The 24443-nt window shown below is 71.4% G+C and carries 19 protein-coding genes; 5 read left to right on the forward strand and 14 right to left on the reverse strand.

Features of this window, described 5'->3' with window-relative positions:
• Positions 1-33: 33 nt before the first annotated feature.
• Together MED15_RS03045 and MED15_RS03050 are read right to left on the reverse strand one after the other, a co-directional pair.
• The gene (locus MED15_RS03045; RefSeq protein ID WP_112588791.1) at positions 34-1167 is read right to left on the reverse strand and encodes a cupin domain-containing protein; all 1134 of its coding nucleotides are present in this window, start codon (positions 1165-1167) and stop codon (positions 34-36) included.
• Between the two features lie 13 nt (positions 1168-1180).
• Entirely contained in the window at positions 1181-1441 is a 261-nt protein-coding gene (locus MED15_RS03050) for a hypothetical protein (RefSeq protein WP_146763113.1), read from the reverse strand.
• 198 nt (positions 1442-1639) lie between these two features.
• Here MED15_RS03050 and MED15_RS03055 point away from each other — a divergent pair, with 198 nt between their 5' ends.
• Together MED15_RS03055 and MED15_RS03060 are read left to right on the forward strand one after the other, a co-directional pair.
• Entirely contained in the window at positions 1640-3220 is a 1581-nt protein-coding gene (locus MED15_RS03055; protein ID WP_112588787.1) for a helix-turn-helix domain-containing protein, read from the forward strand.
• Positions 3221-3227: 7 nt separating this feature from the next.
• Positions 3228-4055: a hypothetical protein gene (locus MED15_RS03060; RefSeq protein ID WP_208646468.1), complete on the forward strand. Its 828-nt coding sequence runs from the start codon at positions 3228-3230 to the stop codon at positions 4053-4055.
• Between the two features lie 14 nt (positions 4056-4069).
• Here the strand turns inward: MED15_RS03060 and MED15_RS03065 are convergent, their stop codons facing one another.
• Positions 4070-5080, reverse strand: a complete 1011-nt coding sequence (locus MED15_RS03065; RefSeq protein ID WP_112588785.1) for an aldo/keto reductase — start codon at positions 5078-5080, stop codon at positions 4070-4072.
• A 116-nt stretch (positions 5081-5196) separates the two neighbouring features.
• On the opposite strand from MED15_RS03065, the gene MED15_RS03070 reads away from it, so the two are divergent.
• The gene (locus MED15_RS03070; protein ID WP_112588783.1) at positions 5197-5805 is read left to right on the forward strand and encodes a TetR/AcrR family transcriptional regulator; all 609 of its coding nucleotides are present in this window, start codon (positions 5197-5199) and stop codon (positions 5803-5805) included.
• A 162-nt stretch (positions 5806-5967) separates the two neighbouring features.
• Complete coding sequence (locus tag MED15_RS03075; protein WP_112734744.1) at positions 5968-8775, forward strand: AfsR/SARP family transcriptional regulator; 2808 nt, start codon at positions 5968-5970, stop codon at positions 8773-8775.
• Positions 8776-8797: 22 nt separating this feature from the next.
• Here the strand turns inward: MED15_RS03075 and MED15_RS03080 are convergent, their stop codons facing one another.
• From MED15_RS03080 to MED15_RS03125, 10 genes are all read right to left on the reverse strand, one after another.
• Positions 8798-10972: a peptidase domain-containing ABC transporter gene (locus MED15_RS03080; protein ID WP_112734745.1), complete on the reverse strand. Its 2175-nt coding sequence runs from the start codon at positions 10970-10972 to the stop codon at positions 8798-8800.
• The gene (locus MED15_RS03085; RefSeq protein ID WP_146763112.1) at positions 10969-11463 is read right to left on the reverse strand and encodes a hypothetical protein; all 495 of its coding nucleotides are present in this window, start codon (positions 11461-11463) and stop codon (positions 10969-10971) included. The genes MED15_RS03080 and MED15_RS03085 overlap by 4 nt, the downstream gene beginning before the upstream one ends.
• Positions 11456-14782, reverse strand: a complete 3327-nt coding sequence (locus MED15_RS03090; protein WP_112734746.1) for a type 2 lanthipeptide synthetase LanM family protein — start codon at positions 14780-14782, stop codon at positions 11456-11458. The genes MED15_RS03085 and MED15_RS03090 overlap by 8 nt, the downstream gene beginning before the upstream one ends.
• A gap of 93 nt (positions 14783-14875) precedes the next feature.
• Positions 14876-15154 (reverse strand): mersacidin/lichenicidin family type 2 lantibiotic, encoded by a 279-nt coding sequence (locus tag MED15_RS03095; protein ID WP_091399738.1) that lies wholly within the window; start codon positions 15152-15154, stop codon positions 14876-14878.
• Between the two features lie 87 nt (positions 15155-15241).
• Entirely contained in the window at positions 15242-15493 is a 252-nt protein-coding gene (locus tag MED15_RS03100; protein ID WP_091399741.1) for a mersacidin/lichenicidin family type 2 lantibiotic, read from the reverse strand.
• A gap of 72 nt (positions 15494-15565) precedes the next feature.
• On the reverse strand, positions 15566-18883 hold the full coding sequence (locus MED15_RS03105; RefSeq protein WP_146763111.1) for a type 2 lanthipeptide synthetase LanM family protein: 3318 nt from the start codon (positions 18881-18883) through the stop codon (positions 15566-15568).
• Between the two features lie 33 nt (positions 18884-18916).
• Positions 18917-19741 carry an AfsR/SARP family transcriptional regulator gene (locus tag MED15_RS03110; protein ID WP_112588771.1) on the reverse strand — a complete coding sequence of 275 codons (825 nt, stop codon included), beginning with the start codon at positions 19739-19741 and terminating at the stop codon, positions 18917-18919.
• Between the two features lie 310 nt (positions 19742-20051).
• Positions 20052-20681, reverse strand: coding sequence for a VOC family protein (locus MED15_RS03115; RefSeq protein WP_112588769.1), 630 nt, complete (start codon positions 20679-20681; stop codon positions 20052-20054).
• 65 nt (positions 20682-20746) lie between these two features.
• On the reverse strand, positions 20747-21937 hold the full coding sequence (locus MED15_RS03120; protein WP_112588767.1) for an MFS transporter: 1191 nt from the start codon (positions 21935-21937) through the stop codon (positions 20747-20749).
• A 99-nt stretch (positions 21938-22036) separates the two neighbouring features.
• Complete coding sequence (locus MED15_RS03125; RefSeq protein ID WP_112588763.1) at positions 22037-22504, reverse strand: MarR family winged helix-turn-helix transcriptional regulator; 468 nt, start codon at positions 22502-22504, stop codon at positions 22037-22039.
• 97 nt (positions 22505-22601) lie between these two features.
• Here MED15_RS03125 and MED15_RS03130 point away from each other — a divergent pair, with 97 nt between their 5' ends.
• Positions 22602-23447 carry an NAD(P)H-binding protein gene (locus MED15_RS03130; protein WP_208646469.1) on the forward strand — a complete coding sequence of 282 codons (846 nt, stop codon included), beginning with the start codon at positions 22602-22604 and terminating at the stop codon, positions 23445-23447.
• Between the two features lie 77 nt (positions 23448-23524).
• Here MED15_RS03130 and MED15_RS03135 read toward each other — a convergent pair whose 3' ends face one another.
• A complete protein-coding gene (locus tag MED15_RS03135) occupies positions 23525-24409 on the reverse strand; it encodes a pyridoxal-phosphate dependent enzyme (protein ID WP_112588761.1) in 885 nt (294 codons plus the stop codon).
• Positions 24410-24443 lie beyond the last annotated feature (34 nt).

Here is a 24443-nt window from a genome sequence, read left to right on the forward strand (position 1 = left end):
GTCCGTCCTCCGACGGACGGCCGGAGGCTTCGCTCAGATCACTACCTGTTTGGTGTTCGGCAGGCTGTCGACTATCGACTTCTGCACGTTGATCGTGTCGGCGATGACCTCGTGGGGCGTGTTGGCCATCCACTGCATCACCGAGATGTCCTCGAAGCGGGGATGGCGGAACATCTCCAGGAACACCAGTGGTTCATCGCCGGTGTTCTCGATGTAGTGGCCGTACGCGAACGGAACGTAGCCCACATCGCCGGCCTGGAAGTCGAACGTCCGGGCCGCCGCCTGCGAGGCGAAGACGCCCATCCGCCCGGTGCCGGAGATGTAGTACTGCCACTCGTCAGTGGTGGGATGCCAGTGCAACTCGCGCATCCCTCCCGGCTCGACCTCCACCAGGGCCGCGGCGGTGGTCACGGAGGCGGCGAAGTTGGTGGAGTCGGTGATCCGGACCGTTCCGCCGCGGAATCGCTGCGGGGTCTGCGCGAGCATCCGGTGCTTGAAGCTTCGCGGGATGTCGCCGGTCGGGCTGACCACCCGGTCCTGTTGCAGGGGTGGTGGGACGTCGCCCTGGAAGATGTACTTTTCCCGCTCGGGCAGGTTCTCCATCTGTTCCAGCGTCCAGCCGAAGTTCTTGGCCAGCACGTGTCGAGGGGTGTGGGCGAAGAAGTCGCTGAGCAGGAAGGTGTTGTTCTCCGAGAACGCCCCGTCGTCGAAGACCAGCAGGAACTGGGCGCCGTCCTCCAATGCCTGGATGTTGTGCGGCACGCCCTGCGGAAAGAACCACAGATCGCCGGCCTTCACGTCCTCGATGAAGTTGCGACCCTCGTGGTCCACAGCGCTGATCCGGCAGCTGCCGCTGAGCATGTACGCCCACTCCGACTGCTGGTGCCAGTGGATCTCCCGGTACGCGCCCGGCTCGAGACCGAACTGGACGCCGGACAGCTGACTGGCGATCGGGAGGTCTCGGCTGGTGACCTCGCGGGTCCAGCCACCCTTCTCCACCCGGGTGTGCGCCTGCGAGAACGAGAACTTGAGGTTGGGCACCAGCCGGCTGTCGGTCGTCGGTGGAACCAGGAGGTCCGGGTTCTGCCGCTCGAGCTCGACGTTACGGCCTGCGAAAGGCGCGGCGCCCTGGTCGCCGCGCCGCGGCTCGGGATCGCTGTTCGCCATGATCGCTGTCTCCTCACTCGGGTTGGATCGGATTGGGCGCGGGAACGGATCCGCCCCGCAGCCGTAGCCGGGACGAGATCCCCAGCAGGGCACGCAGTCCGGGCCAGCCGTACTGGACCGCGATCGCGACCGGAATCGCCGCGGCGGTCGTCATCAGCACCAGGCGGGCCCACGCCGGAGCGTGACCACCCGCCCCGATGCTGGCGTAGAGGACGAACATCAGCAGTACGACCCGGAGCCGACGCAGACCGGGAAGTTTGGTGAGCTGGGCCATGGTCCGATGATCGGTGCCGAACGTCGTCCGTCGCATCACGTGATCGCGCTATTACCGCAGGTCAAATCCCGGACAGTGGGGGTCATTCGGCGCACTCCCGTCGGTTCGTCGATCTGGTCGCCCGTACCTGTCGCCATGGCTAGGCTCGGTCGCAGGACGGCATTTCGATGCGCCTGGTAACAACCGGGGAGAACGCCATTGCCCGAATCACCCTTCAACGCCGGAACGCTCCCGGCCGACGACATCGCCACCGACGCCGAGCAACGACGGCACCGGCTGTTCGCCACGGCGGACCAGCTCCGGCTCGCCGGACGCGGGATGGAGGCGCTGCACGTCCTGGCGGCGGAGCTCGCCACGAGTCGCAGCGGCGAGCGCCACCGCGCCCTCCTGCTCGGTCGCCTGGCGCAGATCGTGGCACTGGAGCAGCCGAGCATCGCCCTCGCCGGTCTGCGGGAGGCGCTGAACCTCCGACTGGACGCCGACAGCCGCGGCACCCTGCTCGCCCTGGTCGCCACGATCGCGGCCCGCACGGGACATCCGGACACCGATGCCCTGCTGCGCGACGCGGGGACCGCGCACGCCGCGTCGGGTGACCCGACGTCCGCTCGCCACCTCGCCCTCGGCCGGGCCGCCCGCTCGCTCGCGCACGGTGATCTGCCGGGTGCCCAGGCTGTGCTGGCGGCCCTCGACCCGAGCTCCTGGGCGGCACGCGCCGACGCCCCGTCCATCCGGGCGGAACGGATCCTCGTGCAGCTCGGCCTGGGCCGGCACCAGGACGCGCGGGCCGCGACCCGCCAGGCGCCCGACGCGACCGACGTTTCGCTGACCGGACTGACCGCGCTGGACTGCCTGCGGATGGTGGCCGTGGGAGAGCTGCCCGAGGCGGCCGCGCTGGCCGTGACGACACTCAGCTCCGGCTCTGCGGACCTCAGTAGGGAGGTGCGTGCCCTGTTGGTCGCGGTGATCGCCGAGGTCCGCTACCGCCGTGGCGAACACGACGACGCCCGCGCCATTCTCCGCACCTGCCTCGCCGAGGACCGATGGCCGGACCGTACGATGTGGACGTTCGCGTTCTGTGTGGCGGTGCGCGACAGTGCCCTCAGCGCGCCGGCCGGCCTGCTCACCACTGTCGTCGCCGACCTGCACCGGTCGGTCCGGTCACTGCTGCCCGTGCCGCACTTCGGCCCCCGACTGGTACGCGCGGCGGTGGCGGCCGACGACACCCGGGCCGCCCGCCGGGTCACCGAACTGGTCGAGCTGGTCTCCACCCGTACCCCGGTGCCGCTGTGGCACGCGTTGGCCGATCAGAGCCGAGGGTTGCGCGACGGCGACCCGGACGCCCTCCGTTCGGCGGTCGACCGGCTGCGCACCACCGCCGCGCGGCCGGCGCTGGCCGACGCGTTGCTCGACCTCGCGAACAGTCCCCGGGCGCGGTCCGGGGAGGCGCGCGATGCCGCGCACGAGGCGGCTGCCCTCTACGCCCGGATCGGCGCTTCTGGCGACCAGGCGATCGCGGACCGGCGCTGCGCCGACCTCGCTGCCACCCCGCGCCACCGGCCGTCGATCGACGAGCCGTCGAGCCGGGGCATCGGCGCGCTCACCCCGGCCGAGGAGCGGGTGGCCGAGATGCTCGCCGCCGGCGCCACGAAGAAGGAGGCGGCCCGGAGCCTCTTCGTCTCCTTCCACACCGTGGACACCCAACTCCGCTCCATATACCACAAGCTGGGCATTCACAATCGGATGCAGTTGGTGCGGGCCTGGGAACGGACCAGACGATAATCAGCCGATGACCGCGCCAGCCGACCTGACGCCGCTCGCCGAAGCCGTGGAGTGCGAATTCATGCACTCCTACGAGTCGCAGGCGCCCGGGGCCACGTACACCGAACTCGGGATCGCGACCACCCGCATCGGCGGCGGTGTGGCCCTCGCGATGCGCAACGATCCCTCCGGCGGGTACTGGAACAAGGCCCTCGGCTTCGGCACCACCGAGCCGTTCACAGTGCAGACCCTGGATCGCGTCCTCGACTTCTACCGGGAGCAGGGCGTCGACCAGGCAGTCCTCCAGCTCGTTCCGTCGGTGCTGCCCGCGGGCTTCGACGAGGTCGCCGCCGCGCGAGGGCTGGAGCCGGGAAGCACCTGGGTCAAGCTCGCCGCCCGACCCGGCGACGTCGCCACGGCGCAGACCCGTCTGCGCGTCGCCCCGGTGCCGGCCGACGAGGCGCGGCACTGGGCCGACGTGGTGCTCACCGGGTTCGGCATGCCGACCGGTGGGCTCACCGACATGCTGGCCGCGACGGTCGGCCAGCCGGCGTGGCGACCGTACGCGGCCTGGAACGACGGCGAACTGGTCGCGGGCGGCAACCTGTTCCTGCACGGCGAGGCCGCGTCGCTCAACGCCGCCGCGACGGCCACCGGTCACCGCGGCCTCGGGGCGCAGTCGGCGCTGATCGCCGCCCGCGCCCGAGCCGCGGCCGAGGCGGGATGCCGGTGGCTGTTCGCCGAGACCGGCAAGCCCGCGCCCGGTCAGCAGAACCCGTCGCTGAACAACATGCGCCGGGCCGGGCTGGTGCCGCTCTACGAACGCCGCAACTGGGTCTGGCGAGCAGCTTCCTGAGCCGCCCGCCGCTGTCACTTCTCGCTGTCGAGCAGCGCCATCATGGCGGTCGCGTACCGCTGGCCGGAGGCGGCGCCGGCCGGCACGGCACGCTCGATCTCGTCCAGGGCGTCCTGGTCGAGCACCAGGTCGACAGCGGCCAGCGACTCGGTCAGCCGGTCCCGCCGCCGGGCCCCGACCAACGGCACGATCTGTTCGCCCTGTGCCGCCACCCAGGCGATCGCCACCTGGCTGGTGGTCGCGCCCAGCCGCTGCGCGACCCGCCCGAGCGCGTCCACCAGGCGCAGGTTGGCGGCCAGGTGCTCGCCCTGGAACCGTGGGCTGTTGGCCCGGAAGTCCGTGCCGGTCAGCGCACGGTCCGCCGACCAGTGGCCGCTGAGCAGACCTCGGGACAGCACCCCGTAGGCGGTCAACCCGATGCCCAGCTCCCGCAGCGCCGGCAGAATGGTGGCCTCCGGGCCCCGGGAGAGCAGCGAGTACTCGATCTGGACGTCGCTGATCGGCGCCACCGCCGCGGCCCTGCGGATGCTGTCCGCGCCCACCTCGGAGAGCCCGATGTGCCGGATGTAGCCGGCCTGCTGCATCTCCAGCAGCGCGCCCACGGTCTCTTCGACCGGCACCTGCGGGTTCAGCCGCGACGGCCGGTAGATGTCGATGTGATCGGTGCCCAACCGTCGCAGCGAGTACGCCAGCCGGTCCTTCACCGCCGCCGCCGACACGTCGTACGGTGCCGCCTGGAAGCCGCCGTCGGGTGTCCGGCGTGCGCCGAACTTCACGCTGAGCACCACCTCGTCCCGGCGACGCTCCCGCAGCACGCGGCCGATCAGCATCTCGTTGTGACCCGAACCGTAGAAGTCCGCGGTGTCGATCAGGTTCACACCGGCGTCGATCGCCGCGTGCAGCGTCGCGACGCTCTCCGCCTCGTCGGCCGGCCCGTACAGGTCGGACATGCCCATCGCGCCGAGCCCGATGATCGACACCTCCGGTCCGGAGGCACCCAACCGTCGCCGTCGTAGACCCGTCATGTCCCTCGTCTCCTTCGGTCGTCGTCGCGGTGCGTCGTGGTGTCCCGGCACCGCTGTGTACGCTGTGTCCATATAACCAGCAAGTAGACAGCGTGTCCATATAACCGGGAGGACCAGTGGCCGAGCTCACGCCGGACGCCCAGACGCCAGCGCGCCGTGGTCGCGGCCGCCGCCCCGCCGATCAGGTACGCGCGGAGATCCTCACGGCCGCCGGTGAACTCCTGCTGGCCGAGGGCATGGCCGGCTTCACCATCGAGAAGGTCGCGGCCCACGCCGGAGCCAGCCGGATGACCATCTACAAATGGTGGCCCTCCAAGGGAGCGCTCGCCCTGGACGGCTACTTCACAGTCGTCGCGCCCACCCTGGCCTTCACCGACACCGCCGACATCGTCGCCGACCTGACCAACCAGCTCGTCGCCTTCGTCCACCTGGTGCGGGACACCACCGCCGGGCGGGTCATCAGCCAGCTCATCGGGCAGGCGCAAACCGATCCGGAACTGGCTGCCGCCTACCGCGAGCGCTACTCCGGCCCCCGTCGAGCCTTGGCCGTCGAGACCCTCAGCAGGGCCATGGCCCGGGGGCAGCTGCGGCCCGACATCGACCCCGAATCCGTCGTCGACCAGCTCTGGGGCGCCTGCTACCACCGGCTCCTCATCGCCGACCTGCCGCTCACCGAGGACTTCGCCCGCACCCTGGTCGACAACCTCATCCGCGGACTGCGCTGACCGGCAACCGGTCCGACCACCGCGCATGCCACGGAGCGACCGGGCTCCGCGGGCGGCCGCCCGACCAAACATGAAGATCATGTTCAATCGGTGCTAACGTCATTGATCGATGCGCATACGATCGTCACTCTCGCCCGGCCGGCACCGCAAACTGAGGTGAGGATGCCCCTCCACTTCGACCTGCTCGGGCCGCTGACAGTGTCACGGGACGGCCGACCGGTCGCCCTCGGGTCGACGAAACAGCAGCTGGTGCTGGCCGCTCTGCTGCTACGCCCCGGTGAGGCGATCTCCGCCAACGAGCTGATGACGATGGTGTGGGGCGACCAGTCCCCCGCCTCGGCCGCCGCGAACCTGCGCACCTACCTGCGGGGGCTGCGCCAGGCACTCGACTGCGCCGCGGGCGAGCGCCGGATCCTCACCACACCGGGCGGCTACCTGCTTCGTGTCGAGCCGGACGAGCGGGACGTGGACCGTTTCGACGCGGCGGCGGCGCGCGGACGGGCAGCGCTGGCCGCCGGCGACCCGGCGGCGGCGCAGCCGGAGCTGGCCCTCGCGCTCGGCATGTGGCGCGGGCCCGCCTTCGCCGGGCTGCCGCTGCCACGGCTCCTCACCAGCCGGGTCGCACGGATCACGGAGCGACGGCTGCTGACCGAGGAGGACCACGCCGCAGCGCGGCTCGCACTTGGCGAGGCGGCCCAGGTGATCCCCCGGTTGCGGGCGCTGCTCGACCGTCACCCACTGCGGCAACGGGCCTGGTCCCACCTCATGACCGGCCTCTACCAGATCGGCGACATCGCCGGGGCTCTGGCAGCGTTTCAGCAGGCAAGGCGGGCGCTGGCCGACGAGACCGGGATGGACCCCGGCCCCGAGCTGACCCGGTTGCACGACGACATCCTGCACCACCGCCTCGGCCAGCAGGCCGCGACGACCGGGCCGGCGGACGACGCGGCACCGGGCCGCCCTCAGCAACTGCCACTGGCCCTGCCCGGTTTCGTCGGGCGCAGCGCCGAACTCGACCTCCTCGACGCGACCCTCGGCGCCCGGCCCGAACGACCCGCCACGGTGGACATCGTCACCATCAGCGGCATGGCCGGCGTAGGCAAGACGACGCTCGCGCTGCACTGGGCCCATCGGGCCGCCGACCACTTTCCCGACGGCCAGTTGTACGTCAACCTCCGCGGCTACGACGACGCGGACGCGGTGTCCCCCGCCGATGCCCTGGTCGACTTCCTCGAGGCGCTCGGCGTACCCGTCGGCCGCATCCCCAACAGCGTCGACGCTCGGGCCGGGCTGTACCGCAGCCTGCTGGCCTCGCGTCGGATGCTCGTCGTCCTCGACAACTCGCGCGACGCCGACCAGGTACGACCGCTGCTGCCCGGCGTGGGCCAGTGCGCGGTCCTGGTGACCAGCCGCGACCAGCTCAGCAGCCTCACCGTGGCCGAGGGCGCCCGACCGTTGACGCTTGAGGTGCTGACGGCCGCCGAGTCGACGAGGCTGCTCCGCAGCCGGCTGGGTGACGACCGGGTGGTCGCGGAAGCGGCGGCGACCAGCGAGGTGATCGAGTCGACCGGTCGCCTCCCGCTCGCCCTGTCCATCGTGGCGGCCCGGCTGACCGCCCGGCCCACCTTCCCGATCGACGCCGTCGCGGCCCAACTACGCCCGTCCGAGTCCCGGTTGGAGCAACTGGCCGACGGCGACGTCCGCCGGATCTTCTCCTGGTCGTACCGGGCGCTGAGCACCGAGGCGGCCCGCCTGCTGCGCCTGCTGGGCCTGCACCCGGGCCCCGATCTGACCGGAGACGCCGCCGCCGCGTTGCTGGGCCGTCCCCGGGCGGCCGTCACCCCGCTGCTGAAGGAGCTGACCCGGCTGCACCTGCTGACCGAGCATCTACCCGAGCGGTACGCCCTGCACGACCTGCTCCGGTCGTACGCGGCCGAACTGGCCCAGGCATCCGACCTGGTCGAGGAGCGACAGGCCGCCGCGCGCCGGATGTACGACCACTACCTGCACAGCGCGCACCCCGGCGCCGTGTTGCTCCAGCCGACCTGGGCACCCATCGCGCTGGAACCACCGATGCCGGCGAACGTGCACGTGCCGATGCCCGACCGGGTCGTCGCGGCGGCCTGGTTCCACGCCGAGCACCCCGTTCTGCTGCGGGTGCTGCGTCAGGCCGCGGAGACCGGCTTCGAGCGGTACGCCTGCCAGCTCGCCTGGGCCCTGGCCGCGTACCTCGCGCCTCGGGGCATGTTCCAGGAGCAGCTCGCGGCCCAGCAGGCGGCGCTCGCGGCGGCGCAGCGGATCGGCGACGTCCGGGCGCAGGCGCAGGCCAGTCGGATGCTCGCCCGCGCGCTCATGCGGCTCGGCGACCAGCACGCGGCCGAGCACCACGTGCAGCGGGCGCTCGAACTGTACGAACAGCTTGAGGACCTGGACAGCCTGGCGCTGATCCTGCGCCAGTACACCGAGCACTGCACCCAGTACGGCCGACTGGACGAGGCGCTCAAGCACAGTGCCGAGGCGCTGCGGGTCTCGCAGCTCATCGGCAACCGGTACGCCGAGGCGCGCGCGCTGAACGTCAAGGGTTACCTGCACGCCCTGACCGGCGACTACCACCAGGCCGTCGTCGACTGCGCCGAGGCGCTGGCCCAACAGGAGGCGATCGACGATCGGGTCGGGCAGGCCGCGACGTTGGACAGTCTGGGCTTCGCGTACCACCGGCTCGGTGACCCGGCCAGGGCGGCGGCCTGTTACGAGCAGTCCGTCCAACGCTTCCAGGAATCGGCCAACCGGTATCACGAAGGGCTGACCCTCGTCCGGCTCGGCGAGGCGCGCGAGGCGATGGCGGACCCTCCGGCCGCTGCCGAGGCCTGGCAGCGGGCCATCCGGATCTACGACGACCTGGGCGACCCCGCCGCCGACGTGGTGCGACAGCTGCTGGCACGCGTCGCGCCCGGCACTCCGGCTCGCTGACCCGGCGCAGTGGGACCCCCGGCTACAGCGGCCGGGCCGTCTGGAGCTGGTCGCGGATCAGCGCCTCGTAGTAGCGCCCGTGCGCGATCAGCTCGTCGTGCGTGCCCTGCTCCACCAGGGACCCCTCCTCCATCACACCGATCAGGTCCGCGTTGAGCACGGTGCTCAACCGGTGCGCGATGACGATCCTGGTGCACGACAGCGCCGAGAGGACCTCGTCCACCCGACGCTCGGTGACCACGTCCAGGTGGCTTGTCGCCTCATCGAGCAGGAGCAGCGGCGGGTTGTGCACGAGGGCGCGGGCGAGGGCCAGCCGTTGCCGCTGGCCGCCGGAGAGCCCTCCGCCGCCCTCGGTGAGTCGGGTCTCGTACGCCATCGGCATCGCCATGATCTCGTCGTGGATCTGCGCACGCTCGGCGGCGAGGACGACCTCGTCGTAGGTCGCCGACGGATGCCCGAGGGAGATGTTGTCGCGGACGGATCCGGCGAACAGGGCGGGCTCCTGCGTGACCATGCCACACCAGCGGCGCAGCTCGCGGAAGTCGAGGTCCTGGAGCAGACGCCCGTCGAAGCGGACCTCGCCCTCGCTGGGCACGTACAGCCCGATGATGGTCTTGGCGAGCGTCGTCTTGCCCGATCCGGTCCGCCCGACAAGCGCCACCTTCGCGCCGGGCGGGATGGTCAGGTCGACACCACGTACGGCCCAGGCGGCGTTGGCGCTGTAGCGCATGCCGACCCCGGTCAGCGTCACCTGCCCGGAGATGCGACCCGGTGGCTGGGACGTGGACCGGTCCTGCTCGGCGGCCTCGTCCATCACGTCCCGGATCCGCTCCAAATGGGTGCCGACCGTCTGTAGTTGACGGGCCGTGTTGACCAGACCCATCAACGGGGTGAGCACGGCCGCGGCGAGGGCGTTGAGCGCCAGCATGGTGCCCAGCGACATCGCGCCGGCGACGACCTGGTGCGCGCCGACCCACAGCAGGAGCAGCGGCGAGCCCATCCGGAACACCCCGAGCGTCGCCTCCAACCCGGTCTCCAGCTGACGGCGGTGCAGCGAGGCGAACTGCCGGGTCTGGAACAGCCCGGACCAGCGGCCGAGGACCTGCTGCTCGGCGCCCATCGCCTTCACCGTCTCGGCGCCGGCCAGCACCTCGACCGCGTAGTTCTGCTCCTCGGCCTGCGCGGCGATGTCGCGGTGCGTGCGTTCCCGCATGGACCGGTACGTCGCCACGATCGCGCCGAGTTGCAGCAGACCAAGGCCCAGCACCAGCCAGGCGTAGAGCGGTGTGAACGCCAGGAGCATGCCGATGTAGACGACGACGAACAGCCCGTCGAGGACGAGCGACATCGTCTGGCTGGTGACCAGGTCGCGGATGACGGTGTTGCTGGACATCCGCATCAGCAGGTCGCCGCTGCTGCGCAGTTGGAAGTAGGAGTACGGCAGGGCGAGCAGGTGGTCGAAGAAGCGCCGCATCATGGTGTCGTCCATGCGCGCGTGCAACACGTTGAGAGCGGCACCTCGGGCGTAGGTGCCCACCCCCTGGGTGGCCAACAGCAGGAGCATGCCGAGGCCGAGGACGGTCAGGGCGTCGACCTGCCCCTTCCCGATCACCGTGTCGACCGCGAACTTGGTGATCAGTGCGGGCAGCAGCACCGCCAACTGGAGCAGCAGCGAGACGACCAGGACCAGGCCGAGCAGCGGACGGGAGAAGGTCAGCATGCTGCGGGCGAACCGCAGCGAGGCCAGCCTTCCCGGGCTGGGGCGTCGCTCGAACTCCTCGCCCGGCGTGAGTTCGATGGCGATTCCGGTGAATCCCTCGCCGAACTCCTCGCGGCTCATCCGCCGCCGGCCCATCCCCGGGTCGACGACGACGGCGCCGCGTCGGTCCCACCGCTCCAGCACCAGATAGTGCCGGAAGTTCCAGTGCACGATCGCCGGCAACCGCAGCTGCGGCAGTCCGTCGAGGTCGACGCTGACGCCTCGGGCCTGCATCCCCGTCCGGCGGGCGAGTTGGGTCATCTGCAACGCCGTGGCCCCGTCGCGGCCGATGCCCAACTGCTCCCGACACTCGGCGACGGAGGTCCACCGCCGGTAGGAGCTGAAGACCATGGCAAGGCACGCGGCACCGCATTCGGTGGCGCTCATCTGGAGCATGATCGGCACCCGGCGACGCGGTCGCAGCCAGCTCATCGTCATCGGAGGACCCCCTCAACGCCCGGCACCAGCTCCAGCAGGGTGGGGTTGGCGACCACGAGACTGAGCCGACCGAAGCTCTCCTTCGCGTCTCCGGCGAGCCAGACGATGGTGATCGGCCGGGGCACCTCCGCCGGGATGTTCCAGCGCCGATCGGCGGGGTCGTCGACGACCTCGGCCCGGACGACCCGCAGGGTCGCCCGGCCGCCCTCCTGCACGAGGGTGACCTCCGTGCCCGGCGCCGGCTCCGGATTGAGGCGCCCGGCGAACATGGAGACCAGGTTCGGCCCGTCGGCACCGATCACGGCGCCGTCGGCCGTCCGCGGCACTCGCATGACCGCCGCGAAGCCCACGCCGATCAGCAGCAGCACGGCGAGCGCGACAAGCGGCCGTCGTGAGGACCGGATCGGGCTCCGCCCGGGACCGTCGTGCACGCCACCGCGGTAGGTCGCCAACGCCTGCGGCCGGTACGGCCAGAGCTGCTGCTCAGCCACGCGGGTCACCGCCCACCGCCTGGACCGGAGGCTCGACCAGCAGGATCGACGGAACCCGCTCCGGCAAGGCCAGGCGCAGCAGGTTGTAGCCGATCCCGGCGATGCCGCTCATCAGGCCGGGAGTCTCCGCACCGAGCGGAACCCCGCACAGCCAGCCGTCCCGGTCGATGTAGTCCAGGATGCTGGCGGCCACCAGCTCGGCCTGCCGGGCGGCGTCCTCGTCGCCGCGGACCCGTGCGGCGGCCAGCAGGGCCTCGACGTTGCCGAGGTCGCCGTGGCAGATGCTGTGGTTGCCGGTGCCCGTGATGACCTCGCCGGTCAGGCCGAACCGCAGCATGCCGGTGCTGGCGTCGGAGAGGTCGCGGTCGAGCAGTTCGTGGTCGTCGACGTAGCCGGCCAGGTCGGCGCGGGCGAGCGCGATGCCGGGCCCGCCGTGGCACCAGGCGACCATTGAGTACCGCTCCGGCGTGGTGTCGCGCAGGTCGAGCCAGCACATGTGCTCCGGGTCGAAGGCCGAGCGTTCGTAGCGCATCGCTCTCTCGACCAGCGGCAGGTGGTCGCGGTTGCCGAGGGCCCGGTCCAGCCGGGCCAGGGCGACAGCGATGCCGGACCCACCGTGTGAGAAACCCGCCAGCGGCCGACTCGGGTTCACCGCGCCTGCCCAGCCGATCCCGTCGCCGGCCGGTTCGGCCTCGTCCTCCAGAATCCGGGCGAACGTGCGGGCCGCGTCGAGGACCGGCTCCGACGGCCGTGCCGCGTGCAGCGCCAGCAGCGCGAGGATCGCTCCGGCCGCGCCGCTGATCACGTCGTACGCCTCGTCCTGCGGCGCGAGGTGCAGCAGGACGGGCACGATGCGTCCGGCGGCGTCCAACAGGTCGTCGCGTTGCCACAGGGCGCCGAGGTGACTCAACGCGTACAGCGGTCCGCCCAGCTCGTTGAAGGCGCCGACGGTGAAGTTCTCCAGGCTCTCCGTCGGCGTCTCGTCGAGCAGGTCGATCTGACGTACCAGCATGCCGGCGGCCACCTCGGCGGCACCGCGGAAGCGCTGCTCGCCGCTGACCTCGCCCAGGTAGCCGAGGAACAACGCGATCCCGGACAACCCGCTGTAGAGGTCGATCCCGACCGGGCCCAGCTGCCAGATCTTGTCGGCCACCAGGGTGTGCCCGAGCCAGGCGATCGAGTCCTCGCCGGTGTCGGCCGACAGCAGCAGCCGGTCGCCGGCGGCGCACGCGGCGGCGACGAACCGGTCCACGTCGGCGGGAACGGTGGCGGCGGTGACCTGGTACTCCGACCACTGCCCCTGACTCTCCACGCCCATCGTCAGCGCCGCGAGCGAGCTGCGCAGGATCCAGGTCTGCTGGGCCAGGTGCGTTTCGGAGAGGGCGCCGATGCGCTGCCGCGAGCGCTCCAGACCGCTGGTGGGCAGCACCCCGGCGACCACCGAGCCGTCTCCGGCGATGAAGTCGTGCGAGGCGGGCGTCGTGCTGAAGAAGGGGATGTCGCCGCGGCTCAGCTGTGCCTGCTCGGCGGTGGCGATCCGGGCCTCGGCGCCGGGCCACTCCTCCTGCAACCAGAGGAAGCTGAAGAACCGCTCCCGGTCGAGCGCGTTGCGCAGCAGGTCGGGGTGGCGGCTCTCCTGCAGCAGCTTGCCGTAGGTGCGGGTGGCGCGCAGGATCACGCGTACCTCGTCACCGGCGAACGCGGCCACCGGCCCGTCCGGTGCCAGCAGCTCCTCGCGGTGGCGGTGCAGCAGCCGGTAGGTCTGCTCGAACCCGGCCATGATGTCGGCGCTGAAGTCGAGGGTGTGGTGTGCCGCGTCGCTCAGCCTGGGGAGGTTCTGCCCGCCGCCCATCTCGATCCGTTTGCGGACCAGGCGCATCTCGTCGGTGCCGGACTCCTCCCAGGTGGCGACCGGGGTGGGCGTGAGCTGCCCGGCGGTGCCGGCCAGGCCGCTGAAGTCGACGCCGCCGACGCCGTCGTCGTCCTGGTAGATGATGGGCCGGGGCAGGAGCCCGACCTCCAGGACCGACTCCCGCATCGTCCGGAACGACTCCGCCGAGACGCCGATCTGCTGGTCCGTCTGCTCGCCCTGCGGGTGGAAGAGGGCTTCCAGGTCGACCAGCATCGGGTGCTCGCCGGCGGCGATGATGTTCTCCAGGTGGAAGTCGACGGCCGCGAGGCTGTGCAGCAACGCAAGGTAGCTGCCCTGCCGGGTGTAGAAGCGGCGTAGCGCGTCGTGATCGGCGCAGGGCCCGGCGGTGACAAACTCCGACCAGCCGTAGTCACCGCGGTCGAGCACCCACATGGTGCGCAGCGACGGTTGCGCGCCGCGCGTGTTGAGCCACTCCAGCAGTTGCTGGAAGTGCAGCTCGACCTGCAGTCCGCGGGGCTTGTAGACGGCGCGGGCGCCGTTGGCGAAGCGGACGAACCCGACCGAGCGGCCACCGCGGTGGGAGTCCCCGGCGCCGAACGACACCTCCGTCACGCTGCCCAGCTCCGCCGGGTCGCCCAGCCGGGCGGTCAGGGCGGTTGCGTCCGCGGTGAGGCGCTGGACGAACTCGATCCGGGCGTCCACCCAGTTGTCGATGAGGATTGTCGCGTCCCGGGCCAGCACCGGGTACTCCATCAGGACGTCGAGCGTGTACTTCGGGTCGCGCAGCCGCCGGGCGAAGTCCTGGAAGCGCTGCTGCGAGGTCTCCCCCTCCAACTGCCCCTGCAACCGCAGGACGTTGAGTTCCAGCACGAGCACCCGGCCGACGAGCAGGTTGATCGCCCCGTAGGGCGGCTCGCAGAGTTGGTCGGCGAGCAGGTCGGCATCGAGGTGTGGTCCCGGCGTTTCGGCGCAGGCCGCGTGCACCGCCTCGCGTACCCGGCGAACGCCGTCGTCCACCAGCGGGCGCACCAGCTCGACGAACGCGGCGTGCGGGTGCGGCTCGTGGTGATGGTCGTGGTCGTGGTCGTGGTGGTCAGTGTCAGCGGTCTCGCCCGGCCGGTGGTCGCGCCAGGCGCGCTCGATGGTGCGCACGTAGTCCGGGATGTCGGCGAACCTGCTGCGGACCGTCTCCGGCGTCTCGCCGAGCACAGTGGTCAGGGTGGGCTCGTCGAGGTCGAGGGCGTCGAGCCAGCTCTGGAACAGGTCCGTGTCACCGGCGAAGACCGGTTCGTTCTTCCACCGATCGAGCCGGAGCCGCCCCCGGTCCTCGTCCACCGAGCCGGTCGGCGCCGCGCCGCAGAGCCTCTCCGGCAGGGAGTACGCCAGGTACCAGCAGGGGTTCGAAACGTCCACCGGGTCGTGGCCGGGCAGGTGCGACTGCGTCATCGGGGGTGCTCTCTCTCGCGCAGCGGTCGGGTCTCGCGGGGGACGGTGCCCGGACACCTCAGGTGTCCGGGCACCGCCGGTGGAGCGGGTGGATCAGGCGGTGCACAGACCGCAGGTCGACTGCGTCTGGCAGGTGCCACAGGTGGTTCCGCCGCACGTCGCGCCACAGGAACCGCACGGGGTCTCCCGGGCGGTGAAGCCGCCGCAGCAGCCGAGGGTCCACAGGCCCTCGGTGCGCGCGCCGGCGATGTGCGCGAGGACGTCGTCACCGAGTTCGACCACGCCGCAGGGGTGCTCCGGCAGCGCCGCCAACTGCTCGGCGGAAAGGCTCGCCCGGTACTCGGGGTCCTTCCAGGCTTGCACGATGTTCATTAATTGCTCTCCTCAGGGAGTTCGGGGTGGCCGGCGAGGAAACGCATCCGTGCGGGACGGTTCGGGTTCCCCGCCGAGGTGGATCGGTCAGCCGCAGCAGCCGGCGGTGAACGCCGCGCAGGTGCCGTTGCAGAAGGTGCCGTTGAAGGAGAAGCAGCCGGCGGCCCCGGTGACCACGGTGATCGTGGGAGTCGGGGTCCACGTGCCGCCGTCGGCGCCGTCGAGCTCCTGGTCGTTCAGCTCGACGAAGCCGGCCGGGTTCGCCGGCAGGCTGGCCCGGTCCTCGGGGCTGAGGGACGCCCGGTAGACCGGGTCCTTCCACGCCCTGATGTAGTCCATGTGAAACTCCGATCTATAGGTGGTGAAGCGCGATACGTGGATGGACCTCCACGGCGGAACCGTAGGACCGCGCTATGGCAGATCGATGGCACCGCGATGGTCGGTCGGCGGCTCCAGCAGCAGCACCGACGGCACACCCGCCGGATCGGCCCACCGCAGAAGCGCGTAGCCGATGCCGGCCAGGCCGCTCATCAGCCCCGGTGTCTCCACGCCCCGTGGCACGCCGCACCGCCAGTCACCGTTCTTGATGTCCGCGACGGCCTTCGCCGCGATCGCGGCGGCGCGCTGGGCCGCCTCGTCGTCCCCGAGGGCTCGGGCAGCGGCCAGTGCGGCCTCGGCGTTGCCGAGGTCCCCGTGGCAGATCGAGTGGTTGTGCAACAGGTTGCTCGGCTCCAGCGTCGCCGTCAGCGCACGCCGCAGGTCGTCGCGCAGCAGCGCGTCGTCGGTGGCGTAGCCCAGGAGTTCGGCGCGTGCCATCGCGACCCCGGCCGCGCCGTGGCACCAGGCGACCATGGAGTCGCCTTCCGGCGTGTCCGGGCGTAGGTCGCGCCAGTTGCCGGTCGCCTCGTCGTACACAGTGCGTTCGTAGCGCAGCGCCGCGTCCACCGTGTCGCGATGCTCGTGCGCCCCGGTGTACCGGTCCCATCGGGCCAGGGCGGTCGCGATACCGGACGCGCCGTGGGAGAAGCCGGTCAGCGGCGTGTCCGCGTAGAGGGTGCCGGACCAGCCGACCCCGTCGCCGACCGGCCGTGCGCCGCTGATCGTGTGCCGGGCCAGCGTCCGGGCGCCGTCGAGCAGGCTGGGGTCATCGGTGACCCGGTGCAGCGACAGCACTGCCAGCAGCCCGCCGGCGCTGCCGTTGATGATGTCGTACTCGCGGCTTTCGGTGGCGTGCGTGACCATCGACGCGGCCAGGCCCACGGCGGTGTCGGCCAGGTCGGCGCGGTCCAGGACGGCGGTGAGGTGGCTCAGGGCGTACACCGAACCGCCCAGGTGGTCGAAGCCGCCGACGCCCGCGGTCGCGGTCGGGCCGGCGAGCCAGCTCCGCGCCTCGCGGAGCATCATCGTGGCGGCCCGGTCGGCGGCCTGCCGGTAGACAGTGTCGCCGGTGACGTCCGCCAGCCGGGCGAGGAACAGGGCGATGCCACTGATGCCGTTGTAGAGGTCCATGGCGCTCGGGCCGAGCATCCACACCTTGTCGGCGATCAGGCTCAGGCCCAGCCAGCAGATCCGGTCGTCCTCGGTGAGCGCGGTCGCCAGCAACCGATCCCCGATGATGCGCGCCGCGTCGACGAAGCGCTCAGGTGCGACCGTCGCGGGGGCAACAGGCGAGTGCGCGACCTTCGCGGGTACGACCGGCGGCGGCAGGACCACCGCGCCCGGGCGGCTCGGTGGACGCCACCGCGACGGGTCTCCCATGATCAGTGCGGTGAGCGAGGCTTCGATGATCCAGCTCTGCTGGGCCAGGTGGTCCTCGGACATGCCCGCCAGTCGGTCCCGGACCGCGTCCAGTCCGGTCTGGCGCAGTGCGCCCGGCACCACGGTGCCGTCGCCACCGGTGAGGTCCGTCGACGACGGTGTGGTCACGAAGATCGGCACGTCGCCGGCGTACATCTGGGTCAGTTCCGCGGCGATGAGGAGGTCGCGGTCCTCGCGGTGCTCGTGCCCGGCCCACAGGTTCTCGAAGTACCGGTCCCGGTCCAACGCGTCACGCAGCAGGTCCGGGTGCTGCGCCTCGGCGAGCAGCCGGACGTACGACTCGGTGGCGCGCAGGACCACCCGCACCTCGTCGTGCACGAACGCGGCCAACGGGCCGGACGACCCCAGCAACTCGTCCCGGTGTCGTAGCAGGATCCGGTAGAGCGTGCGGTATCCGTCGCCGATCTCGGGCGCGAACTCCGTCACGTCCGGACGCTGCTCGCCCAGGGTGGGCAGGTTCCCCGAACCGGGCAGCGGGACCCGCCGCCGATCCAGGCGCATCTCGTCGGTGCCGAACCCGTCCCAGACCGTGACCGGCCGGGCGGTCAACTGCCCACCGGCCCCGGACATCCCGCTCATGTCGAACTGGTTGACCTGGTTGCCCTCGGTCCAGACCACGGGTGCCGGCAGCAGTCCCACCGTGATGACGGACCTGCTCATCAACCCGACCCCGGCGCTCTGCAGGTAGCCCGCCTGGTCGCCGATCGGCCGCTCCCACTGCCAGTTGTGCAGCATCGCCTCCAGATCGATGAGCATCGGGTGCTCACCGGAGGCGATCACATTTTCCTGATGGAAATCCGTCGCGCCGAGGGCCTGCAACAGGGCCAGGAGCGCGCCCTGCCGCCGATGGAACCGGCCGAGGGCGTCGCGGTCGGCGCAGGGTCCGCTCTCGACGAACTCGGTCCACCCGTACACCTCACGGTCGACGACCCAGAACGTCCGCAGCGCCGGGTGCGCGCCGCGCTCGTTGAGCCAGGCCAACAGGTGTTGGAAGTGGCCGTCGACCTGGAGGCGCCGGGGCTTGTACATCACCCGCGCGCCGGTCGCGAAGCGGACGACCGCCACCGAGCGACCGCCCCGATGGTTGTCCCCCGCCCCGAAGCTCACCTCGGCCAGGTCGCCGAGCGAGTCCGGCCCGCCGCACCGGTCGGACAGCTCCGCGTGGTCGGCGACGACGCGCTCGACGAACTCCAGCCGGCTGGCCTCCCAGTTGTCGACGACCCGCACCAGATCCCGGGCCAACACCGGATATTCGCGCAGCAGGCGCAACGCGTGCTGCGGCTTCTCCAACCGGTGGAGGAAGTCGTGGAAGCGCTCGTGCGGGCTGCTCCCGGACAGCTCGCCCTGAATCCGCAGCACGTTGAGTTCCAGCGCCATCGTCCGGGCCACCAGCATGTTGACGGTGTCGACCGGCCCCGGGCCCAGCCGCGTGGTCAGCGCCTCGGCGGAGAGGTGCGGGTGGCCGTCGACCAACGCCGCCACCCGCGCGCCCAACCGTTCGAGTGCGGCAGCGATCAGTGGCGCGACGAGCACCGCGAATCCCGCGCTGTCATCGTGTCCAGCCATGCCGTGGCCGGGGGCCACAGTGGAGGCCGGATGTCGCCGCGCGGCCTCGACCAGCCGACGGGCGTAATCCGGTGCCGTGTCGAACCGGGCCCGAACGGTCTCGGGCTGCTCGCCCAGGACCCGGATCAGACCGGCCTCGTCGAGCCCGTGCTGGGCCAGCCGCTGCGAGATCAGATCGGGCCGCCTCGCGTGGACCGGCTCGTCCAGCCACATCTTCAGCCGGATCCGGCCGAGATCCTCGTCGACGGGGCCGGTGGGCACCGCGCCGGTCAGCCGCTCCCGCAGGGAGTGACCCAGAAACCATCCGGCGTCCCCCGGCTGCACCGGGGCAAGGCCGTCGTCCATCTGCTCCGCCTCACCGCGCGGCATCGCCGCGCATCACGTGGTGGTGGCCGCCCGTGCCCGGGCGGGTCCTTCGGGAAAACGGCCCGACACCCAGGGCGGGCCCAGGTCGCCGCGCAACATCGAGGTGTACGCCGCGAGCAGCGCCGGGGTCGGCTCGACGCCCAACTCGGTCGCCAGACGGCTACGGAAGGCGCCGAACACGTCCATCGCCTCGCTCTGCCTGCCGGTCTGGTACAGGGCGGTCATCAGCATGATCGCCAGCCGTTCCCGCAGGGGATACTCCGTCTGCAAGGCGATGAGCGCGGGGATCGCCCGGTGGCAGTCGCCCAGCCGCAGGTGCAGTTCCAGCCGGTGTTCCAAACAGACGATGCGGCGTTCGAGCAGGTGTTGCCGACGACTCTCCGCGTACGGACCGGTCAGGCCCGCCAACGGCTCGCCCGCCCAGCTCTGCTCGGCCTCGGCCAGTAGCGCCGCGGCCCCGGCGAGGTCGCCGGCCGTTTCGGCGGCAGCCGCCCGCTCAACCGCCTCGTCGAAGTCCGCGACGTCGGTGCGGGCCGAACCGAGACGCAGCCGGTAGCCGATCCGGGAACTGTCGATCGCGGGACCGTCGCGGCCGACGCACGCCGCCTGGAGCGTGCGTCGCAGCCGATAGATGTACGGCGGGATCAGCTTCGTGCCGGTCGCCGGGGCCTGGCCGCCCCAGACTCCCTGCAGGATCGACGCCGGTGTGACCACGCGGTTCGCGTTGAACAGCAGGATCGCGAAGACCGCCTGTTGCCGGACGGGCCCGAGGTCGAGCCACTCTCTGCCGACCTCGGCGTGCAGTGGGCCGAGGGCGAGAAACCGTACCCGCGTCACGGCATCGCACCGCCCGCACCAGGACTCGTCATCGGGGTCTCCTCCCTACCGGCGGCCGGGGGACCGCGCACAGGCGACGAGGCACGGCACGCACCGGGTCAGCTCTGAATCCGGTGGTGCCGATTGGATCGAAGATCATCGTGTCCAGGGGATGGTAGGACGGTCGGCGTACAACTCGCGTACATCGCCCGTACGAACAGCGCGCAGCGGGTAGTGACACGCACTCCGAAACGGAAACGGTGCTGCCGGTGAGTCATCAGGTGACTCACCGGCAGCACGTCGATCAGCAGGTCTTACGCGTTGGCGTAGCTCACTCGGGCGGCTTGGCCCCCGACTGCTCGCTGACCATGTACGCCGCGTACCAGTCGGGCCAGTTGTCGTCATGCTCGCCAGTACGTTTCTCGTGCTCGCCGTGCGCGGCGGCCGCGCGTCGAAGCGCGCTCGCCAGGTCGCTCGTGGAGCCGAACGACGTGAGGCCACCCTCGATGCGTCCGGGAAGCCTGGTGGTAATCTCCTGCATCAGCCAGGTGTTGCCGTCCGGGTCGCGCAGCGTTGCGCGCGAGAAGTAGCTGCGCCGCTGCGGGTCCGGCCCGTCGACCGGGCCGTCCGGGCTGACGTGGAAGACGTCGCCGACCTCGACACCGGCGGCGGCGAGGGTGTCGTGGGCCGCCTCGATGTCGGACACGATCAGGTACGCCATGGCCGAGCCGGGTGCCGCCGACGTCAGCCCGGGGCCGAACTGCACGGAACACGCGGAGCCGTGCGGCGTCAGCTGGACGATGCCGGGCGGGGTCTGGTCGAGCCGCCACCCGAGCCGTTCGTAGAACGCCTTCGCCCGGTCGACATCCGACACCGGGATGACGATCACCTCAAGCTTGACGTCCAGGCTCTCGATCCGCGACGTCGCACTCGCGTCGCCCTGGGCCACCTTCGGGCTCATCGCCGCCCCCCTTCCTGATCACCACGCTACTGCTTGAGTCAGTGCTCGGCGCCGGCTTCCCGGCATCAGCCCGGCGCCATCCTGGTTGCCCTGCGCACCCCCAACAGGGCGACCAGGGCGAGGAGGATGACGGCGACGGAGTACTCGTCGGCGGTCCTCGGCAGGCCGCCGGCGTAGACCACGAGGAAGCCGGCGATCACTGTCGGGAGGCCGAAACCGACGTAGCAGACGACGTAGAGCACTGACAGCACGCTGGCGCGTTGGTGCGCCTCGACCAGCGGCATGACCGTCTTGAGGCTGCCCTGGAAGCCGCTGCCGAAGCCGACGCCCCCGAGCGCGAGGCCGACGAAGAAGACCGGGATGGACTGCGCCATGACCGCCACCAAGGTGACGATCATGCCCAGGATGAGCGCGACGATTCCGGTCAGGATCACGGTCCGCGCGGCGGTGTTGCGCTGCACCAGCACGGCGATCGACCCGAAGACGGCGAAGACGAAGAGGACCAGACCGCCGATCACGATCGACGTGTTCATGAGGCTGCGGATCAGCGCCGGGCCGAGCGCGCCGAAGAACCCGGCCAGCGCCCAGACCGCGAAGAGCACAGGGACGACGACCAGGACCGGTTGGCGCACCGAGCGGGGCAGCGTGATGTCCGGCCGCAGGCTGCCCCGGGCCCCGGCCATCGGGGTGACCGTCTCCGGCATCAGGGCGACCCCGACGGCCTGGATCAGCAGGATCACGAGCAGCACGAGGTACACCAGTCGCGTCGGCGCGGGCAGGAACTGGATGAGCAGCGCCGAGAGCAGGGCGCCGCTTCCGGTTCCGATGCCGGGGGCGATCGAGTTGGCGAGCGTGCCCCGGGCCCGGTCGATGTCCAGCATGGCGGCGCCCACCGCGCCGGTGGCGGCCCCGGCTGCCAGCCCCTGCACGAGGCGGGCGACCAGCAGGGCCGCAACGCCGTTGGCGAAGATGAAGACGACCAACGCGAGCATCTGCACCGCGATCGCGACGGCCAGCACCGGCCGTCGACCGACGTGGTCGGACAACTTGCCGAACGTGAGCAGCGACGCCAGCACCGCGAGTGCGTAGACGGCGAACACCACTGTGGTGGTGACCGGCGAGAAGTGCCAGCGTTCCTGGTACACACCGTAGAGCGGGGTCGGGGCCGCCGACGCGGCCAGGAACGACACCAGGATCGACGCCAGCAGCACCAGGGAGACCGTCGGTGTGAGTCGGGCCCGCCCGGCGATAGGCATGTCGGTGCTCCTCGGCTGCGTGAAAAGCGGTCAGCCTGGGCGTTCCGCCGGCCCCCTGGGCCACGGCGGCGTACCCGGTTCGCGCCGGCACATGCCAGCTCAGCCCTCGGTGTCCTGGCCGGTCGCCGGGAGGCTCGCCACACCACGGGCCAGCGCGTCCCTGAAGTCGCGGTACCGGTCGGGGCCGAGTGTGTCGGCGAGCTTCTGCTCGATCAGGTGCACGAAGCCGTCGGAGGCCGCCATGAAGCTGAGACCCCGATCCGTCGGCACGATCAACTTTGCCCGGCGATCGGCCGGGTCGGGCGTACGCCGGACGTAGCCCAGCCGTTCCAGCTCGTCGAGGATCGCGCCCAGCGTCTGCTTGTTGCGGCCGGCCAGCCGGGCCAGCTCGCCGGGGCGGGTGCCCTCGGCGTCCAGGTAGGCGAGGACCGCGCCGTGGCGCGGCCGGACGTCGTCGAACCCCTGCTCCGCCGAGCGTCGGAAGATCTCCCGCTGGACACGCGCGGAGAGCTGCACGGCCAGGATCCCGAGGTCGGGGTCCTGCTCCTTCAGTGTGCTGCGCTTCATAATTTGGTCCAATCATTGGACTGTACAAGTTATGGACTATATCGTCGCTGGCGGCGACCGTGGTCCGACCTCGGTCCGCCTGACCGAGAGGATGACCATGACCATTCTGATAACCGGAGCAAACGGCACCGTGTCGCGGGAGGTGCTGCGGGAGCTGGCCGGCAAGCAGCCGCTCCGCGCCCTCGTCCGGGACGCGTCGCGCACGCCGGGGCTCGACGGGGTCGAGTACGTCGTCGGCGACCTGGACCGCCCCACCACGCTGACCCCGGCGTTCGAGGGCGTGACGACGCTCTGGCTGCTGATGCCGATGGGTCCACTGGCACCGAGCCAGAGCATGAACGCGGTGTGGGCGGCCCGGCAGGCCGGCGTACGGCACATCGTCCGGCTCTCCGCGATCGGCGCCGCGCACGACGCGCCCACCCGCAACGGCCGCCTGCACGCGCTCTCCGACGCGGAGCTACAGGAGTCCGGTATCCCCTGGACCATCCTGCGACCGAGTCACTTCATGCAGAACCTGCTCGGCGCCAAGGCCGGCGAGCACCTCTTCGGTCTCTTCGGTGACGCGCGTGTCGGCCTGATCGACGCCCGGGACATCGCCGCCGCAGGGGCGGCGATCCTCGCGGCGCCACAGCAGCACCAGGGCAAGATCTACACCCCCACCGGTCCGGAGAGCATCACGCTCGACCAGGCGGCCGACGAGATCGCCCGCACCCTCGGCCAGCAGGTGCGCTACGTGCCGCAGAGCCCGGAGCAGGCACGCGACGGCCTGCTCCAGGCCGGCCTCGACCAGTGGTCGGCCGAGGTCCTCGCCGAGTACCGGGTCGCCTACGGTTCCGGGTGGGGCGACTTCACCAACGACCATGTCGAGCGGATCGTCGGCCGGCAGCCGCGGACCTTCGCCGAGTTCGTTCGCGATCACCGCGAGCACTTCGCCAGCGTCTGATCCGTCGACAGCCCGGCGCGGTGCCCTCCGGCGCGATCCCGTCGGAGGGCACCGCTGTGCCTGCCCGGCCGGCGCCCCTACAGCTCGGGGTGGCCGAAGAGTCCCGGCAGCCCGCCGCTGTGCAGAAAGACGACCCGGTCGCCGTGCGGGAAGCTGCCGGCCAGCAGCGCCGCCATCGCCCGACCGGTGTACGTCGGGTCCAGGAAGACCCCCTCCGTACGGGCGGTCACCTCCAGCGCCGCCCGGACGGCCTCGGTCAGCGTGCGGTATCCCGCACCCACCTGGGTGCCGTCGATCCGCAGCGCGTCCGGCTCCACCTCGCCGACGAGCAGCCCGGCGACGGTCGCCCGCGGGTCCGGCACGGCACCGACATCCACGCCGATCACCCGCTGCGCGCCCAACTCCCGCACCAGGCCGGCCATCGTTCCGCCGGAGCCGAGCGCCGCCACCACCTCGACGCCGTCGGCGTCCGGCAACTGGGCCCGCAGCTCCCGACCGCAGTCCACATAGCCCTGGATCGACGCGGGAGCGGTGCCGCCGAACGGGATGACGTACGCCGATCGGCGCTCCGCCTCGGCCGCCACCACCTCGGCGAGCGGACGCTCTCCGCTCCAGACGATCTCTGCCCCGGCGAGCCCGTCGAGCAGCAGGTTGCCTTGCCGACGCTCCGGGGGCGATCCGGCGAGCACCAGCACACAGGAGAGGCCGAGCCGCGCGGCCGCGGCCGCTGTGAGCCGGGCGTGGTTGCTCTGCGGCGCCCCCGAGGTGATGACAGTGGTGGCGCCGACGGCGATCGCCTGCGCGCAGGTGTACTGGAGCTTGCGGATCTTGTTGCCGCCCCCGCCGAGGCCGTTGAGATCGTCACGCTTGAACCAGAGCTCGGCCAGCCCCAGCCGGGCGGCGAGCCGGGGCGCGGCCTCCAACGGCGTCGGCCAGGTACCGAGGGGAACGGGTGTGATCATCCGTGCAGCTAAACACTCCCCGGCCGCGCGCGCA

It is taken from the genome of Micromonospora noduli (genome assembly GCF_003264475.1).
Classification (GTDB): Bacteria; Actinomycetota; Actinomycetes; order Mycobacteriales; family Micromonosporaceae; genus Micromonospora; species Micromonospora noduli.